A 17,441-nucleotide genomic window follows, 5' to 3' on the forward strand; every position below is an offset into this window, starting at 1 on the left:
CCGAGGTCGAGGCGGTTAGAGGAGGGGCAGATGGGCACAATCAAAATTTGAAAGCCCCTGAATGGAAACCTCCACTATTGAGTCCTGACCAAGTGCCGGGTATCTGTGTTGGAGAAGAGCGCTTAATGGTACTACCAAGACCAAGATATCCTGCTATGGTCCTATCGTACCCCCAAGCGAAGAGGGATCCGTCCGGCCTTAGACCAAAATGTGAGTTGTAGCCCGCAGTAACCACGCTCCATAAGTCAGCTCCTACCTGTATAGGGGATGATCGAGAGATGCTATCCCCCGCCCCAATAAACCCCTGGACCGCGCTGGCTCCCCACCCCCAAAGAGTGCCGTCAGGACGGATGGTCATGCTGGTCTGACCAGACTTCGTCACCTCTTTCCATAGCCCAGTACCCACCTGCACCGGAGAAGAGCGGAGCTCAACGTCACTCTTGCCAAGTTGGCCATTCCCATTATCCCCCCAAGACCAGAGCGTGCCGTCCGTGCGGATACCTAGCATGTGGAATCCTCCGCCTGATGGGGCATTGCACATGATTCTTCTCCAGTTACCCACAAGTTGGGTCGGAGACGAGCGCTTTACAACATCGCCAAGTCCAAGCTGGCCATCATATCCTGCTCCCCACACCCACATCGTCCCGTCTGCTTTTTGAGCTACTGCCGCCACATCAAAGGCCTGAATAGACCTCCATGTCCCAGCTATTTGTACAGGTGAAGAGCGATTGATCGTATCGCCAAGCCCAAGTAGGCCGTGGGAGTTAGAGCCCCAAGAAAAGAGCGACCCGTCTGCCTTAAGCCCCAGAACATTAGAGTAGCCGGCCTCGACCATAAGCCAGGTACCAGAGGCTATCTGTATAGGAGAGGAACGACTACCACTTGTAAGCCCAATTCCAAACTGCCCAGAGCTGTCTGCCCCCCACCCCCACAGAGAGCCACCACTCTTTATGGCAAGACTGAAATTGTCTCCGAACGATAGTGATGACCACTGCCCTACGAGCTGCACCGGAGAGGAGCGATTTACTGACGTTCCAAGACCGAGTTGACCTGAGCCATTGTGTCCCCACACAAACAGCTTCTGTCCGCTTTGTTCCACAGGCGTCGGCCCTCCTTTAGAAGCCAACCATGTCGTACCCGCATCTGTAGTGAAGAAAGTAAGAACGTCAGTACCAGAGGAGTTGAGCGTAGGAGCAGTACCATTGGCCCATCGCGTACCGGAAGGCCACGTCTGCGTCTGGGAACCGCCATTGGAGAGAACGAGAGTAAAAGAAGAAGCGCCAGTTGAGGACGGATTCGCCACTGTCCAGACAGTAGCTCCTGTAGTAGTGGCGGTGACTACGTTACCCAGAGAGAGATCCACAGTAGTAGCTCCCGTCACGTTCCCCAAGGCATTCACCGTCTCACTCCACCCGCGCATCTCTGCGTTGGTGAGGTTGGCTGAGCCAAGGTCTAATCTGCTTGCAGAGAGTCTAATGGCCATGTGTAAAAAGAGGGTCCCCAGCTCAAAGAGCGGGCAGACCCATACATTATATAGGAGTCTGACCCCCTAGCCTTCCCCAACCGGCCCAAATATTGACAATTTGGTGAGAATTGCATAATATATATCCACTACCGTCCGATTCCTCGGGCGATTTTTGTTACCAATTTCAGAAAAACCCCATATGTTCGACCTTAAAGTCATCAATTCCGTCCTTACCGAGCTTGAAGAGGAGCGCGGTATTCCTCGCGCCAAGGTAATCGAGGCCATCGAGTCCGCTCTCGCCACCGCCTATAAGAAGGAGTACGGCAAGAAGGGCCAGATCGTACGCGCCGTCTTCGACCTCCAGACCGGCGGCGTCAATTTCAATCAGGTGAAGGTGGTGGTGGACGACACCCGCGTAAAGATGGAGAGCGCCGAGGAGGAAGAGGAGGCTGAGATCATCCCGGGAGCCCCCATCGACGACCGCGTACGCTACAACCCCGAGCACCACATCCTCATCGAAGACGCCAAGCGCATAAAGAAGGATGTGGAGCTTGATGAGGAGATCGTCTTTCCGCTCGAAACCAAGGCTGACTTCGGCCGCATCTCTGCTCAGACTGCCAAACAGGTCATCATCCAGAAGATCCGCGAGGCTGAGAAGGTCTCCGTGGTATCCGAGTACGGCAAGCGCGAAGGCGAGATCGTCACGGGTTCCGTGCAGCGTATGGAGCGCGGCGCCATCTACGTGGATCTCGGCCGCACCCAGGGCATCCTCTCCTATGAGGAGCAGATCCCCGGTGAGCACTACCGCCAAGGCGAGCGCATTCGTGCCTACCTCTACTCCGTAGAAGAGAGCCCGCGCGGCGTCTTCCTCAAGCTCTCCCGCTCGCACCCGCGCTTCCTCGCCAAGCTCTTCGAGCAGGAGGCACCGGAGGTTGCCAATGGCACCGTGGAAGTGAAGGGTATCGCTCGCGAAGCAGGCTCCCGCTCCAAGATCGCAGTGGCTTCTAACAACTCTCACGTGGACCCAGTGGGTTCCCTCGTCGGTCAGCGCGGTGTACGTGTCTCTACCGTCATGAGCGAGCTCGGAGGTGAAAAGATCGACGTGATAGACTGGTCCGAGGATCCGAAGAAATTCATAGAAGAGGCGCTCTCTCCGGCGAAGATCCTCTCCATCGACATCGATGCCGAGAATCACAGCGCCAAAGTGACCGTGACCGAGGACCAGCAGTCGCTCGCCATCGGTAAGGGCGGACAGAATGCCCGCCTCGCTGCCAAGCTCACTGGCTGGCGCATCGATATAGCCTCTGCTCGCCCAGAAGTATCTGCAGCAGAAGCAGTAGCTGAAAAAACAGAGCCTGTAGCAGAAGAAAAAGCTGCGGAATCTACCGAATCTTCCTCTTAATTTAAATTATCAGTTAATCCACTCCTGAAACCATGAATCTCTGGCACGATATCGCCCCAGGTACCAAGGACGAGATGAATGTCATCATCGAAATACCTCGCGGCTCCAAGAACAAGTACGAGATCGACAAGGAGACGGGCATGATTGCACTTGATCGCGTGATGCATACGGCGCAAGACTATCCCGTCGACTACGGTTTCGTCCCCCAGACCCTCTGGGATGACGGCGACGCTCTCGACGTCATGGTACTCACCACCTACCCCCTCCAATCCGGTATCCTGGTGCGCGTCCGCCCAGTAGCAATCATGGGTATGGTCGACGGTGGCGAAGCAGATGACAAAGTCATCGCTGTGCCTGTCGACGATCCACGCTGGAAAGAAGTAGGAGATCTTGCCGATATCAACAAGCACACCCTCAAGGAGATCGAGCACTTCTTCTCTACCTACAAGAAGATACAGAACAAAGTGGTGGAAATAACTGGCTTCAAGGGCAAGCAGGAAGCCGAAGCTGCTTTCATCCGCTCTCAAGAGCTCTACAAAGAGAAGTTCAATAAGTAAGAAGCAGACCGCCGCGCTCCACGCGGCGGTTTTGCTATAATCCCCTCTACATGGATCATCGTCCTGACAAAGACAACAGCGTAGGCCCCCTCGTCGGCATCATCATCATCGTGCTCATCTTAGTACTCGGCGGTCTCTACTTCTGGGGCGAGCGCCTCAACAGGCAGCGCGAAGCGCTCCGCGCCGCCACCCCTGCGACCCGCACGACGAATGCGGCGCTCCTCAAAGCAGACACCTCCGCCTCCACTACCCCAGAGTATCGCTAATCAGGTTGCACCCGCTATAAATAAAGGCTAAACTCTCCCGCATGCCCGCAAAACACTCTCATTCGCACACCGTGCGTTACCAGAACGTCTCCAAGAAGGAACTCCCCGACTCAGAAGTCGAGGTTTCTCTCGAGATCTCCGCTGCCGACCTCGAACCTCTCTATAAAGAGGCGCTCGCAGATGTCTCTCAGCACGCCGAGATCCCTGGCTTCCGCAAAGGACACGTCCCCGAGAAAATGATCCGGGAGCGCTTCGGCGACCTCTATATATTGGAAGAAGCGGTGGAGCACGCCATGGGCCATTTCTATCCCGAGCTCATCGCGGAACTCAAACTCGAGCCCATCAGCGCCCCGAAGGTGACCATCACCAAGCTCGCGCTCGGTAATCCTGCCGCACTCACCCTCACCATCCCTGTGTTCCCGAAATTTGAGCTCCCTGAATACAAAAAGATTGCCAAGGGCATCCCTGCAGAGAAAGCTGACGGAGCAACAGAGAAAGAGATCGCAGAGGTAGTAAAGGAGATCCGCAAGATCCGCGGCGGCAAGGAAGCGGAGAGCCAGGACAACGTGGAACTCCCAGCACTTACCGACGAAGAGGCCTCTACCCTCGGTAATTTCAACACAGTCGTCGAGCTCGAGACGGCTATCAAAGAAAATCTCGGCAAGGAGAAGATCGAGCGCACCAAAGAGAAGCGCCGCCTCAAGCTCATCGAAGAGCTGACCTCTGCTACGGAGATAGCGCTCCCTTCTGTACTCGTAGAGAGCGAGATGGAGCGCATGTTTGCGCGCCTCGAAGGCGACCTCACTCGCATGCGCCTCACTCTCCCCGACTACCTGAAGCATGTAAAAAAGACCGAGGAAGACCTCCGCAAGGAATGGCTCTCGGAAGCCAAGAAGCGTGTGAAGCTCGAACTCATCCTCGGGAAGATTGCCGCAGCTGAGCACCTCGCAGCAGATGTGGAGGCCGTAGAGAAAGAGACCGAGGCCCTGCTCGCCCATCACAAAGATGCGGATAGGGATCGCGCCCGCGCATACGTAGAGAATCTCCTTACGAACGACAAGGTGTTCGAATTCCTCGAGAACGTCGCCTAACGTAGACAAGCAGGGGGTTTTTGCTAGGATGTCCCTACTAACATCCCTTATATATGTACCTAGTCCCTACAGTCTTGGAGAAATCGCAGTTCGGCGAACGCGCGTACGACATCTACTCGCGCCTCCTCAAGGATCGCATCATCTTCCTCGGCGGTCCCATCGATGACGACACTGCCAACCTGGTCATCGCCCAGCTCCTCTTCCTCGAATCCGAGGACGCTAAGAAGGACATCTATATCTACGTGAACTCCCCTGGCGGACAGGTCACTTCCGGCCTCGCCATTCTCGACACCATGAATTACATCAAGCCGGATGTATCTACCGTCTGCGTGGGTATCGCGGCTTCCGCCGCCGCCGTCATCCTCTCCGCTGGTGCCAAAGGCAAGCGCTTTGCTCTCCCCAACTCCGAAGTCATGATCCACCAGCCATGGGGCGGCGTGCAGGGTCAGGCTACTGATATAGAAATCACCGCCAAGCACATCCTCAAGACCCGCGAGAAGCTCAACAAGATCCTCGCCAAGAACACCGGAAAGCCCGTTGCCCAGATCGAGAAGGATGTAGAGCGCGATTACTACATGTCTGCGGATGAAGCCAAGAAATACGGCATCATCGACGAGATACACAAGGTGAGCAACTAAGGAGACTGACGACTTCTTTAAAGAAAAGGGTCACGACAAGCAATGTCGTGACCCTTTTCCGTACTCGACACTCTTTTCTATATGTTGTACAATGAAGTCCTTACTCACTTTAGATTTTTTTCCCTTTTTTCTTAGAAACTAACCGGCAGATATGTCCCATCTCCTCCACAGCACCACCTAGTTTCGAGAAACGAGCGAATTCCCTTCGCATATGGACTTAGAAATAGCATTTGTACTCCTCGCCGTCGCGGGAGTCTTGGGCATAGGCATCGGATACCTCCTGCGCTACCTCATCACCCTCTCAAAGCGCGGCTCGATCGAGCTCGAATTGAAACAGATGATGCTCGAGAGCAAGGAGCAGGCAGAGAAGATCATCTTCGAAGCAAAAGAGCGCGCGCTCCTCACCGAGGACCAGTCGCGCGCGGAGGCCAAAGAAAGAGAGGACAAGCTCCAGAAGACCGAGGAGCGCTTAGTGAAGAAAGAGGAGCTCCTGGACAACCGCCAGCTCGACATCGACAAGGAGGTGGAGCATATCAAGGGCAAGATTGCGGAGATAAAGGAGATCAAAGACCGCGCCGATGCGCTTGAGGCAGGCAAACTCACCGAGCTCTCCAAGATAAGCAACCTCTCCCCTGAAGAGGCCAGAGCGGCGCTCTTCGAGAAACTTGAGAAGGAATACGAGGAGGACCTCCAGGTACGCTCGCAGAAACTCGAGCTCTTTAGCGCTGAAAAGCTCGACCGTAGAGCCAAGGAGATCCTCATCGCCTCCATCCATCGCTTGGGTAATTCCGTAGCGACGGACACCATGGCCACCTCCGTGCCCATCCCCTCGGACGACCTCAAAGGCAAGATCATCGGCAAGGAAGGGCGGAATATAAAAGCGTTTGAGCGCGCTACCGGCGTAGAAGTCCTCATCGACGATACACCGGGGATGATTACCCTCTCCTCCTTTGACCCGGTACGCCGCCAGATCGCGCGAGTCGCGCTCGAAGCCCTGGTCGCCGACGGCCGGATACAACCAGCCAAGATAGAAGAAGTGGTGGAAAAGGCAAAAGCGGACGCCAACCAGACAATAAAGGAGAAGGGTGAGCAGGCTGCGTACGAATGCGGCGTATTCAACCTCGACCCCCGACTCGTCTCCATCCTCGGACGCCTCCACTACCGCACGAGCTATGGCCAGAACGTGCTGCAGCACTCTATAGAGATGGCCCACATCGCGGGCGTGATGGCAGCAGAACTCGGCGCAAATGTCGCCGTCGCCAAAGCCGGTTCCCTCCTCCACGACATCGGTAAGGCCGTGGATCACGAGGTACAGGGCACGCACGTAGAGATCGGCCGCCGCATACTTGAGAAATTCGGCGTATCCAAGGAGATCATCCAAGCCATGCAGGCCCATCACGAGGAGTATCCTTACGAAACAGTGGAATCCATCATCGTACAGGTAGCGGATGCCATCTCCGGCGGTCGTCCCGGCGCTCGCCGCGATTCCGTGGAGAACTACCTCAAGCGCCTAGGCGACCTGGAAAGCATCGCCAACAGCTTCCCTGGGGTGGAGAAGACCTACGCCATCCAGGCGGGACGCGAAGTGCGCGTATTCGTCTACCCAGACCAGGTTTCCGACCTGGAAGCTCGTACTTTGGCCAGAAATATCGCTCTACGCATAGAGAATGAGCTCAAATACCCAGGAGAGATCAAGGTCAACGTAATCCGCGAGGCTCGCAGCATCGAGTTCGCGCGTTAAGGACGCCAGAGACCCTTCCCGGGGCACGGATTTCATGACCAGGGAAGGACTATTGCGTGAAAAATGGCTTAGGATATACTAGTTTTAAAGGTCGAACATAATTCATCTTCTATCTATGAACAAACAATCTATTGTTGAAGCAGTTCACGAGAAGCTCGGCGGCACCAAGGTGCAGGCAGAGATGGCAGTCGATACTATCCTCGATTGTGTCACCAGCACTCTCAAGAAGGGCGACGAAGTTTCGATCGCCGGTCTCGGCATCTTCTCGGTGAAGACTCGCGCAGCGCGCCAGGCTCGTAACCCGCGCACCGGCGAGACGCTTCAGGTGAAAGCTATGCGCGTTCCGAAGTTCCGCCCCGCAAAGGCGCTCAAGGACGCGGTTAAGTAATCTCCTATTTTTCTCCGGAGAACGCAAAAGGCTCGTCACTCGACGAGCCTTTTGCGTTCTCCGCGTTCACTCCTCTCCCCCTTTCCAGAACGACAGGAATTAAGGTTGCCATAATCTATGCATTGCGTTAAACATACTCGAGAGAAAGGAGGGTCTGATGCCCCAAGAGACGACGTTTGGCAAACTGGGCCAGTTGGACGTTTTCGCAGCCCAGTCAGGTACGGTTCTGTATTGCAAAACCTCAGTGAATTCCGCGCACGAGATAGTGAGGATGCCCGGAACGAATGAGCACCACGCTCCTCCCCACACGAAAATTTTGCCTCACGAGGACGCAGTGGTACTGAGGCTCACCCCAGAAGAAGCCCAGGAGCGTCTCGCGCTCCGTGATCCCGAGCCACCCTAACGGCTCGGGATCTTATATTTACACACCCTTAGTGCGGGATAGCGGAATCGAACCGCTGCTAGCAGTTTGGAAAACTGCAGTTCTACCATTAAACTAATCCCGCTTTTGGAACCCCCGCACTATACCAGCGCCTCTCCGCTCTCGCAATTCTCCATGAGTCCGATAATGCTATGATGGCTCTATGACTATCGGTGCGATCTTCTCCTTCCTCGCGAGCCTCATTTTCTCCTTCCTCGGGGGCCTGATCCCCTTCCCTGCAATAGAAAGCGGCACTCGTGCCGTCGCTACTACAAGCTCACAGATAGTAGCCGCTGCCACAAGCACGCCTCCGAAGGTGGCCCCCAATAAATCCCTCCCGGTCGCCGCAGGCACAGGCAAGCCTCTTACCCCCTCTACCCCCGCCCCCTCGACTCCGACCCCTTCGGTACCCGTCGTTGCCAAGATTTCCATAAACGAGCTCCATGCAAAAGCCGCTCCAGCACTAGTGAACATCTTCTGTACCACCAAACGCGACGGATCATTGAAGCCCATCACCGCAAGCGGGATGATCATAAGCCCGAAAGGAGTCATCCTCACTAATGCGCACGCCGCGCAGTATTACCTCCTCAAGGATTATCGGGAACCCGGCTTCATCGATTGCATCGTGCGCACCGGGAGCCCCGCCACAGCCACCTACCGTGCTTCCCTCCTCTACCTCTCCCCTCCCTGGATCTCCGAGAACAAGAGCATGATCACTGCGGAGAAACAGCTCGGCACCGGCGAGAACGACTTCGCCCTCCTCCTCATCACCGATACCACCAATGGCTCCCCGCTTCCCTCTTCCTTCCCCTTTGTACCGCTCGCCTCAGACGACGCAGACATAATGGATCATCCTACGGCCAACTACCTCCTCGCAGGCTACCCTGCAGGCTTCCTCGGCGGCAGCGCCATCGTGAACGATCTCTACCAGATCAGCACTACCGGACAGGTAAAGCAGGTGTACACTTTCCACGACGACACCTCCGACCTTCTCTCCTTCGGAGGTTCTCTCCTCGCCCAGCGTGGCGCCTCGGGAGGCGCGGCTATAAGCGAAATAGGCGGCAAGATAGCGGGTATCATCGTAACCACGAGCGAAGCCAAGGAAACTCAAGATCGCGACCTCCACATCGTCACCGGCAGCCATATCCATCGCAGCTTCCGCGCGAATATGGGCATGACGCTCGGTAATTTCCTCAACGGAGATCTCTCTGCTCAGCTCCGTGACTTCACCTCATACGTAGCTCCTGGTCTCACTGCACAGCTAGTAGAAGTACTGCAGAAATAGTTATTTGCTCTTCCCTAACCTCTTTACGCGTCGATACCCTGTATACAGAGCCCCCGCAGCAAGAACCATCGCTCCTATCTGGAGAGGCAGCGGCGCTTGCGCCGCATAGGCAAAAACAAAAGCAAAAGGAATGACACCGATAAGAGTGGCCAATGCGTAGGTGGTAAATCCGACCGAAGTAAAGAGACCTATCGCGTAACTCAAGATGTCTACGGGCACGGCCATACGCAGAAAAGCAATATTCCAGAAGACATAACGTTCGGGCAAGATTTTTTCATACTCCCCCACCCTTTCCATATTCACAAACCGCGCCGCAAGCGGACGGCCGTAACGTCGTGCAATAAAGAAGGCAATTAGCGAGCCTAGCCACCACGCCAAGATACTGAGGAGCGCCGTCGCAAACGGTCCCCACAATGCTGCGGCTATCGGAATAAGTGGAACTGTGTTTACCGGAGCGATTACGGTCGACAGGGTCCCGGCAGCGACGTACACCGCCATCCCCCATATTCCGAAATCGAGATAGCGCGATATCTCTCCGGAAAATCTCTGCGAGAGAATAGCTCCAACAATGAAGAATACTGCGAGTATGACTATACCGATGATTTCTTTATACTGCGCTCGCATTAGGAGGATACTTTACCCAATCGAGTACAAGTCTCACTCGAGGCTCTCCATCGCCAAAATAATTAGGCATTATTTCTCCCTCCTGTTTAAAACCAAAGGAGGTATAGAGTTTTAGAGAACGTTCGTTGTTCGGGTGAGTAACAAGATCGACCTTTTTTATATTTTTCAACTTTTCAAGAACAAGACCAAGCGCTTCCCTACCTATTCCCTGTCCTTGAAAATCAGGGTGAGTCACCAACCCTGATATATAAGCATGGTCAGTAGTTTTCATTTGAAAGGCCACACTGCCGACGAGCCTTCCTTCTTTATAAACAAGATAAATTTCGTTTTCTGCAATCTCTTTCCGCGCTTCTTCGAGATTCTCTATCCCCGAGTACGTCTTAACCCTCGAGCCCTCGTTGGGTGTCACAGCCTTTTCCAAGGCCATGAAGTCTTCCATATCAGCCTCGGTGGCTCTCCGTAGTAAAAGAGCTGGCTTTCCTTTGCGCTCAGGAGACGACTGAGATTCTTCCATATGGTCGGGGCGCCGGGATTCGAACCCGGAGTCATCTGTACCCAAAACAGACATGTTAGCCGTTACACCACGCCCCGTTAACGAACACAGGCATACTAGCACGTTCTCTTCCCTATTCCCTACCCCGCCCCGAGCTTAAAGGACAGCATTCCCAGTAGGTCGCGCTTTGGCTTTCTTGGAAATCAAGTCAAGATAGGCTCTATCCCTTGCAAGTAGTTGATAAGCTGGTTATAAGCTATAATAACTAAGCGCTTAGATAGAGACTCTTTTTAGTACGAAAACGCAAAGTGCCCCGTCACCCAGCGAAGGTTTAACGGGACACAATGCCAGTTTACTTACTCACTCACTATGGAGGCTCGACCTCCACAATAAGCGTAATCGTTATGATTACAGCCATATTTGGTGTTTTTTTAATACACACAGTTACGACTATCTGTGCCGACGGGTTAGTCCCGCCGTGCTGGTTACAGCAGTGTTCGCCGCCACACAGATTTCAGTAAGTACTGAAGCTATACTGCTCGTCCTTGACGTTTAAAGCAATAGTTAGTGCTGTATATATCATGGGGATAGCTACTTGCAAGGGATAGTCCCTGTCAAGATCCACCGTCACCACATCTACCTGCCCCAATATCCAGCATATTCTCAGAGGCAGAGTCGTAAATAGCCCCAAGTAAGCTTCTTTGTCTTCCGCGAACGCCCATTACCCTCCCCTGTTCCACATGTAACCCTTTCACAGGAAACACTCGCCGAAGCACAGGAAACCATCTTACCCCCGCAAAACACAGGATTCTCCCCTTCTTGGCTACGCCATCTATCAATCCTTACCTCTTAAGGTGGTTCCTGAAGAATGTACCAGGCCCCTCTTCTTTAGGAATTAAGCTTCCGCCCATCTTTTTCTACTTAATTTCCCACGGAATGGGTTGTCCCACCCTCTTAACCTACAGTCATAATTCAGGGACTATCCCCTCATAGGGAGTAAAACCCTCTAAAACCACACCCTGTAACCACTAAAAATGGCTACACAACAGGCCCTTTCGGGCGGTTTTCCTTCAGTACGCGTAATTCTGCCAGAAGGTTATCGGTTACTACGGTCAGAATACGATACAGATTTCCGAGACTTTCAGAATCAGCTACTCTCGCGATGGCTTCTAAAGCGCGGGCTCTCGTTTCAAGAATATAGGGATCTTGAAGCGCAAAAGTCTTCTTACCCTCCGACTCCAGAAACTCCTCTAAAGCGGCTCTAGAACGAATATACTCATCAAAGGGGGTCATAAAATGGCTCTATTACTAGATAAATTGACTGCTACAGGGGTGTTTTAAGGTTCACACAAAGCCTCCTTTCGGAGGCTAGGTATCTTATCTTCTGTTTGATTCTCTCAAGATAAGGAGGATGAGAAGTAGGGTTATATAGTCCACTTTAGGGCTATATGGCAACCCAAAACACAACGACTGGTAGCCCGCCCGCGACAGGAAGACTACCTCTAAAACTGTAACACATATACCCCCTTGCAAGGGATAGTCCCTCATAATTCATATCAGAAGTTACATGTGAAATGGTTTATACCTCGTTTCACGTGAAACTTATTATTCACAAGAACCGGAAGCAGAAAGGACACAATAACCTGGCCTGTAGCCATATTTATCTATAATTTAGGCCAAATTATCAAAGACAAAAGGACAGTCTTATACCCACCATCCACAGGTTTATCCACAGTTTTGAAATTAATCCAAGATTAGAGCCGTATTCTTTAAAAACCGTTTGACAGTCCTTGTGTGTCTTTGGAGTGTAAGATTCGTGAAAGTCGTTCGTCTTAAGGCCATAAACCGCAAAAATCTCCTTAATTTAAGGAGATTTTTGCTTTCTGACCGATAGAAGTAGGGGAAAGGGGATCCTGGGTGCGCCCGGTAGGAATCGAACCCACAACCACCTGGTTCGAAGCCAGGTACTCTATCCATTGAGCTACGGGCGCAGCTACGTAGGTATGATACCGCAGGTTTTGAAAAATAACCCTTACCTGCTAGGATATTCCTCAGGCGGGTATAGTTTAGTGGTATGATGCGTCCTTGCCAAGGACGAGACGCGAGTTCGATTCTCGCTACCCGCACTAAACGAGTTTAGAGAGGGGATAGTACCTCTGTACTACCTAGGAGAGGGCAGGGAAACACGGTAAAATATGCATATGAAAAGTCTCCCCGAGGCGATTGCTTCGATCCCGACAGTCGTTCTCAAAGCGGCTCAAACCCTCAATACCGCAGGTTTTGAGGCATATTTGGTAGGCGGTTGCGTGCGGGATGTTTTACGTGAAACCAAGCCCAAGGACTGGGACCTGACCACCAATGCCACCCCGGAACAGATTCAGGGACTCTTTCCCCATACTTTCTACGAGAACAAGTTCGGCACCGTGGGCGTAGTGAACGACGAGGAGTCTGACGAAACCCTCAAAACCATCGAAATCACTACCTACCGTACGGAATCCGCCTACTCGGACAGCCGCCGCCCAGACGAGGTGACTTTTAGCCAGAATATCGAGGAAGATTTAAAGAGACGCGATTTCACCATAAACGCCATCGCCCTTGATCCGATTAAGGGACATGCGGTAGATCCTCATAAAGGACAAATAGATCTCGTGGCGGGCCTTGTACGCGCTGTGGGAGAGGGTAGTGAGCGCTTCCAGGAAGATGCTTTGCGTATGTTGCGCGCGGTACGCATCGCCACCCAGCTCGGTTTCGTCATCGAAGAGGGGACTCTTCAGGCAATTACTGAGAATAAAGAGCTCCTTGGCAAGATTTCCAAGGAGCGTATCCGAGACGAGTTCGTAAAGATCCTCATGACCGAACATCCAAGAGCAGGCTTCGAACTCTGCCTCAAGAGCGGAATATTGCCCTACGTAGGCCCAGATCTGGAGCGGGGGATAGGGGTGGACCAGAATCAGGCCCATAGCTTCGATGTCTTCCAGCACAATCTGCGCACCCTACAGCACGCCGCAGACAAGAACTGGAGCATGGAGGTGCGCCTAGCTTCGCTCATGCACGACATCTCTAAGCCCGAGACCCGCCGATGGTCAGCTGAGAAGAAAGACTGGACCTTCCATGGACACGAAGTAGTAGGGGCCCGCGTTACCAAGAAATTCCTGGAATTCCTCCATTTCCCCAACAAGACTATAGATAAAGTGACCTCTCTGGTGCGCTGGCATATGTTCTTCTCGGATCCGGAGAAGATCACGCTCTCCGCCATCCGCCGCATCGTACGGAACATTGGAGAAGACAATATATGGGACCTCATGAACCTGCGCGTTTGCGATCGCATTGGCACGGGCAGACCCAAAGAAAACCCTTATAGATTCAGGAAATATAAGTCCATGGTGGAAGAAGTGCTGCGTGACCCCATAAGCGTCGGGATGCTCGCGATAGACGGCAGCGATCTTATGAAAGAACTCGCCATAGCTCCGGGACCACGCATCGGCCACATGCTTCATGCGCTTCTTGAGGAAGTTTTGAACGACCCCGCTCTCAATACCAAGGAGAATCTCTTGGAAACGGCTAAGAATTTGAATAATTTGACGGATGAGGAGCTTAAAAAGAGGGGGGAGAGCGGCAAGGATAAGAAAGAGGAGCTGGAGAGCGAGAATATCGAGGAGATACGTAAGAAATACGGCGTAAGTTAAGCCTAGAATGACAAAAGCCGCCGAGTGAGAGAGAACCGGACGCTTGAAAGAACAAAAGATTCAGCGTGTTGGGTTCCGTCCTACAATGGGCGGCTTGTTTGTGCAGAAGGTTTCTTCGCAGATGGCTTCTGTTGGCGCTTCATTCGAACCACTCTATGTACAAGATTGTAACGTGTGGGGGACGATGATAGGCGCGGCAACAGGGATCCACTAATGATCTCCTGCTAGATGGTGTAGCTTTGGCCAAAGCTACCGATGAGAAAGAACTAATGACGAATCAAATATGGCCTAATGGATATTGTACGCAGACTAAAAGACAAGTAAAGGACAATAGTGTGGATAACTATGAGACAAGAAATATTTCCTTATTTACAAAGACATTTCCAATAGGACAGGGCAGTGGTCGGATCCAAATACGTACGGAAGTGTTTCCGCTTTTTTCACTTTTGAAACTAATTTCTTACTTACGAAAAAATAATCTATGCGCCAACCCACGTTCCGCTCGCGCGCATCTCCCCAGGGGCTCCACCAAGTGTAGTGACCGGGACCTTTAGTGAAAAGACGGAAGGTATCCGCAAAGCCCGCCTTCATCATATTGTCGACACCCTCCCGCTCTTCTAGGGTAAAGCCCTTCTTACCCTCGTTCGCCTTGGCGTTGGTAAGGTCGTCCGGGGTATGGGCTACATTGAGGTCCCCGCAGAAGATAACCGGCTTCTCCTTTTCTAGCCGTTTCATGTAGGACAAGAAGGCTGGGTCCCAGCCCTTATGCCGCAAGGGGATACGAGAGAGGTCATCCTTAGAATTAGGGGTATAGACCGTCACTACATATATAGGACCGAAATCCGCAGCAACAACCCGCCCCTCCTTATTAGGATCCCCGTAGCCATCCGTCGCCAAGCCATATTTCTCACAGAGATCGTCCGGCAGGCCGAAAATGATCTTTTCCGGCTGTATCTTGCTGAAGATGGCCGTGCCGCTATACCCCTTGCGGGCGCTAGAGGAGTTCCAGTATTCCTCATAGTCCGGAAGATCTATCTCCACTTGGTGCTGCTCAGATTTGGTTTCCTGAAGACAGATGATATCCGGCTTATATTTCTCCACGAAGGGGAGGAATAGACCTTTCTTGTGCACCGCCCGTATACCGTTCACGTTCCAGGAGATGAGTTTCATACAGGGATGATATCAAACCTTCGACACAGAGGCTTCTTTGTGGCTATATTCCGCTAGGAGGTGCCTCATGAGCAACCTTAAGATACTCCTGATTGGTGCCTTGGCGGTGCTTTTCTTGAGAACAGCCTTTATTGGGCTGACTTACGGCACTTACCAAGGGCTACTTGAGCTTTTTCCTCTCTGACCACCGGGGCGCTTCACCGATGATTGCGGCCCCTGAACCAATACGCCGCGAGGGCGTATTTTGTTTTTGTACCCAAACATCGAAGGCCCCGACGAAGTCGGGGCCTGGAAAGCGAAGGGGAACAAAAGTCAGTGTAGGCGGAGTTGCGCTGTAAAACGGATCTCCGATAGCGTAACGACGGGAGCACTCACCCTTCTCACTGAGTGGAGCTTGCCGTCGAGATTCTGCTCCCAGTAATCCAGGAACCTCTGGAGAACAGGGAAGCGTGGTGCGATATCGAGGTCCTGCCAGATGTAAGCCTGCAGAATCTTGGGGTGATCGGGCAGACGATAGATGATTTCTGCCGTCGTCAGCCTGTAACCTTGAAGTTGTAAGGCAAGATCAGACAAGAGAGCCTCCCTCTGCGATTCTATTTAAATGATAGCAGGGGAGGGTAACAAAAGGAAAAGCTCTATTTCCTACTATGGAATTTCTTATGAATCTCCTTCAAATGCGAGTCGGTGACGTGAGTATAGATCTGGGTTGTACCGATGTTGGCATGGCCGAGGAGCGCCTGTACAGAACGGAGGTCCGCGCCATTACTAAGTAGATCCGTGGCGAAAGAGTGGCGCATCACGTGGGGAGTGACCTTTTTAGAAATACCTGCCTTGATGGCATAGCGCTTAATCATGCGCTCCACCGAGCGGGGAGTGAGGCGGCGAGCCTCGCTCTTGTTTATCTTGCTGTTGTTCGTAAAGAGCGCTTCATCCACGTCATCAGCGCGCTTCTTGAGATATGCGCGTACGGCATCCTTGGCGGTATCGGAGAGGAAGACCACGCGCACCTTGTCACCCTTACCACGGATAGCCATTTCATCCTTAGAGAGATCGATATCTGCATGAAGGGAACAGAGCTCGGAGACACGGAGACCCGTAGAGAAGAAGAGCTCTAAGATGGCGCGGTCGCGGAGTGCCTTCACGCTGTCGCCCGAAGGCGCCTTCATCAGACGATTCAGCTCTTCTACGGAGATGAGGTCAAGGGAGCGCTCGGGAACCTTGGCGAGCTCGATGCGCTCGGGGGCCAGGGAAGTGACCCCGCGTCGCATCAGATACTTAAGGAAGGAACGGAGGGCGATGAGGTAATAGTTCTGTGTCTTCTTCTTGAGCGTATCGCGAGATGAGCGCCCCGCCTTGGCGTGCGGCTCAGCAGGGAGCCGGTTGAGCCAGAGGCGATACTCGCGAAGAGTCTCATCAGTGATCTTCTTGGGATCATCTATCTTGGCGAAACCAAGGAACCGAGTGAGGTAGCGGTCGTAGTTTTCGACCGTCTTGAGGCTCCGACCCTTCTCTATCTCTATATATTCTAGATATTGGCGCTTTAACTCAGAGAGCTTCATATGTCGCACAATTCTATCATCTATATAGACAAGCAGGTGGGGGATTGTTACGGTTCTAAGAGGTGAGTACGCGGCACCTCATGCCAACCCAAGTGTTGGCCACGCGAGCGCGAGCTTGCAACCCGCTGCGTAAGAAGGAAGGTGACGCTATCCGGATTGACCTTCCCGAAGCGGGGCGGCCGCAACCAGGCCACAGAGCCGTTCCTGCTTGGCACCAAGGGGCCGAGAGTTAGCATCGACGCCCTGCCAGCTGGATTTAGGAAGCTATCCGCCCCGCCCCACCCCCAATCTTCGGAGAAGGGGTGTTTTATATACCGGGATTGCCAAAATAGGCCTTTTCTGCTACTATTCCGTCAATGCTTTCGAAGAAGAAAAAGGCAACTGTCATCGGGGAAAGCCGCATCCACCCTACGGATACGGGCTCTCCTGAGGTCCAGGTCTCCGTGCTCTCGAAGAAAATCGACGAGCTCGCCCTCCATCTCAAGAAGCACCCCAAGGACAAGCACTCCCGCCGCGGGCTCCTCGCCATGGTGGCAGACCGCCGCACCCACATGGGCTACCTCAAGAAGAAGAGCGAGAAGCGCTACAACGCCCTCGCCAAGAAACTCGAGCTCAAGTAAGTCCGTCGACGCGGGAAGTCGTTTCTTTGATACAA

The 17,441-nt window shown here is 53.1% G+C and carries 18 protein-coding genes and 4 tRNA genes; 11 read left to right on the plus strand and 11 right to left on the minus strand.

What is annotated here, in order from left to right; all coding sequences use genetic code 11:
• Positions 1 to 40: 40 nt before the first annotated feature.
• Positions 41 to 1,483, minus strand: coding sequence for a hypothetical protein (locus tag K8Q93_00830; protein MCE9643783.1), 1,443 nt, complete (start codon positions 1,481 to 1,483; stop codon positions 41 to 43).
• Positions 1,484 to 1,664: 181 nt separating this feature from the next.
• Here K8Q93_00830 and nusA point away from each other — a divergent pair, with 181 nt between their 5' ends.
• From nusA to K8Q93_00865, 7 genes are all read left to right on the plus strand, one after another.
• Positions 1,665 to 2,867: a transcription termination factor NusA gene (gene nusA, locus K8Q93_00835; GenBank protein MCE9643784.1), complete on the plus strand. Its 1,203-nt coding sequence runs from the start codon at positions 1,665 to 1,667 to the stop codon at positions 2,865 to 2,867.
• 32 nt (positions 2,868 to 2,899) lie between these two features.
• Entirely contained in the window at positions 2,900 to 3,424 is a 525-nt protein-coding gene (locus tag K8Q93_00840) for an inorganic diphosphatase (GenBank protein ID MCE9643785.1), read from the plus strand.
• Between the two features lie 50 nt (positions 3,425 to 3,474).
• Entirely contained in the window at positions 3,475 to 3,690 is a 216-nt protein-coding gene (locus K8Q93_00845) for a hypothetical protein (protein ID MCE9643786.1), read from the plus strand.
• A 41-nt stretch (positions 3,691 to 3,731) separates the two neighbouring features.
• Positions 3,732 to 4,781 carry a hypothetical protein gene (locus tag K8Q93_00850; GenBank protein ID MCE9643787.1) on the plus strand — a complete coding sequence of 350 codons (1,050 nt, stop codon included), beginning with the start codon at positions 3,732 to 3,734 and terminating at the stop codon, positions 4,779 to 4,781.
• 53 nt (positions 4,782 to 4,834) lie between these two features.
• Entirely contained in the window at positions 4,835 to 5,419 is a 585-nt protein-coding gene (gene clpP, locus K8Q93_00855; GenBank protein MCE9643788.1) for an ATP-dependent Clp endopeptidase proteolytic subunit ClpP, read from the plus strand.
• A gap of 223 nt (positions 5,420 to 5,642) precedes the next feature.
• Positions 5,643 to 7,160 (plus strand): ribonuclease Y, encoded by a 1,518-nt coding sequence (rny, locus tag K8Q93_00860; protein MCE9643789.1) that lies wholly within the window; start codon positions 5,643 to 5,645, stop codon positions 7,158 to 7,160.
• A gap of 115 nt (positions 7,161 to 7,275) precedes the next feature.
• The gene (locus tag K8Q93_00865; protein MCE9643790.1) at positions 7,276 to 7,548 is read left to right on the plus strand and encodes an HU family DNA-binding protein; all 273 of its coding nucleotides are present in this window, start codon (positions 7,276 to 7,278) and stop codon (positions 7,546 to 7,548) included.
• Between the two features lie 435 nt (positions 7,549 to 7,983).
• Here the strand turns inward: K8Q93_00865 and K8Q93_00870 are convergent.
• Positions 7,984 to 8,054: transfer RNA gene (locus tag K8Q93_00870), tRNA-Gly, on the minus strand.
• Positions 8,055 to 8,119: 65 nt separating this feature from the next.
• The gene (locus K8Q93_00875; protein ID MCE9643791.1) at positions 8,120 to 8,503 is read right to left on the minus strand and encodes a hypothetical protein; all 384 of its coding nucleotides are present in this window, start codon (positions 8,501 to 8,503) and stop codon (positions 8,120 to 8,122) included.
• Here K8Q93_00875 and K8Q93_00880 point away from each other — a divergent pair.
• Complete coding sequence (locus K8Q93_00880) at positions 8,496 to 9,254, plus strand: serine protease (protein MCE9643792.1); 759 nt, start codon at positions 8,496 to 8,498, stop codon at positions 9,252 to 9,254. The genes K8Q93_00875 and K8Q93_00880 overlap by 8 nt on opposite strands.
• Here the strand turns inward: K8Q93_00880 and K8Q93_00885 are convergent, their stop codons facing one another.
• The 5 genes from K8Q93_00885 to K8Q93_00905 form a co-directional block, all read right to left on the minus strand.
• Positions 9,255 to 9,878, minus strand: a complete 624-nt coding sequence (locus K8Q93_00885) for a VTT domain-containing protein (protein MCE9643793.1) — start codon at positions 9,876 to 9,878, stop codon at positions 9,255 to 9,257.
• Positions 9,862 to 10,392 carry a GNAT family N-acetyltransferase gene (locus K8Q93_00890; GenBank protein MCE9643794.1) on the minus strand — a complete coding sequence of 177 codons (531 nt, stop codon included), beginning with the start codon at positions 10,390 to 10,392 and terminating at the stop codon, positions 9,862 to 9,864. The genes K8Q93_00885 and K8Q93_00890 overlap by 17 nt, the downstream gene beginning before the upstream one ends.
• Before the next feature lies 1 nt (position 10,393).
• Positions 10,394 to 10,469, minus strand: a tRNA-Pro gene (locus K8Q93_00895).
• Between the two features lie 940 nt (positions 10,470 to 11,409).
• Positions 11,410 to 11,664, minus strand: coding sequence for a hypothetical protein (locus K8Q93_00900; protein MCE9643795.1), 255 nt, complete (start codon positions 11,662 to 11,664; stop codon positions 11,410 to 11,412).
• A gap of 625 nt (positions 11,665 to 12,289) precedes the next feature.
• Positions 12,290 to 12,362 (minus strand) — tRNA-Arg (locus K8Q93_00905).
• A gap of 64 nt (positions 12,363 to 12,426) precedes the next feature.
• Here K8Q93_00905 and K8Q93_00910 point away from each other — a divergent pair.
• Together K8Q93_00910 and K8Q93_00915 are read left to right on the plus strand one after the other, a co-directional pair.
• A tRNA-Gly gene (locus K8Q93_00910) sits at positions 12,427 to 12,497 on the plus strand.
• Between the two features lie 75 nt (positions 12,498 to 12,572).
• Positions 12,573 to 14,057: an HD domain-containing protein gene (locus K8Q93_00915; GenBank protein ID MCE9643796.1), complete on the plus strand. Its 1,485-nt coding sequence runs from the start codon at positions 12,573 to 12,575 to the stop codon at positions 14,055 to 14,057.
• 369 nt (positions 14,058 to 14,426) lie between these two features.
• Here the strand turns inward: K8Q93_00915 and xth are convergent, their stop codons facing one another.
• The 3 genes from xth to K8Q93_00930 form a co-directional block, all read right to left on the minus strand.
• Positions 14,427 to 15,227, minus strand: coding sequence for an exodeoxyribonuclease III (gene xth, locus K8Q93_00920; protein ID MCE9643797.1), 801 nt, complete (start codon positions 15,225 to 15,227; stop codon positions 14,427 to 14,429).
• Between the two features lie 312 nt (positions 15,228 to 15,539).
• The gene (locus K8Q93_00925) at positions 15,540 to 15,800 is read right to left on the minus strand and encodes an usg protein (protein ID MCE9643798.1); all 261 of its coding nucleotides are present in this window, start codon (positions 15,798 to 15,800) and stop codon (positions 15,540 to 15,542) included.
• Between the two features lie 62 nt (positions 15,801 to 15,862).
• On the minus strand, positions 15,863 to 16,786 hold the full coding sequence (locus tag K8Q93_00930) for a tyrosine-type recombinase/integrase (protein ID MCE9643799.1): 924 nt from the start codon (positions 16,784 to 16,786) through the stop codon (positions 15,863 to 15,865).
• Between the two features lie 356 nt (positions 16,787 to 17,142).
• On the opposite strand from K8Q93_00930, the gene rpsO reads away from it, so the two are divergent.
• On the plus strand, positions 17,143 to 17,406 hold the full coding sequence (rpsO, locus tag K8Q93_00935) for a 30S ribosomal protein S15 (protein ID MCE9643800.1): 264 nt from the start codon (positions 17,143 to 17,145) through the stop codon (positions 17,404 to 17,406).
• The last annotated feature ends 35 nt before the right edge of the window (positions 17,407 to 17,441 follow it).

The sequence above is a fragment of the Candidatus Parcubacteria bacterium genome (genome assembly GCA_021414235.1).
Classification (GTDB): domain Bacteria; phylum Patescibacteriota; class Minisyncoccia; order Phycocordibacterales; family JAKFXT01; genus JAIOOV01.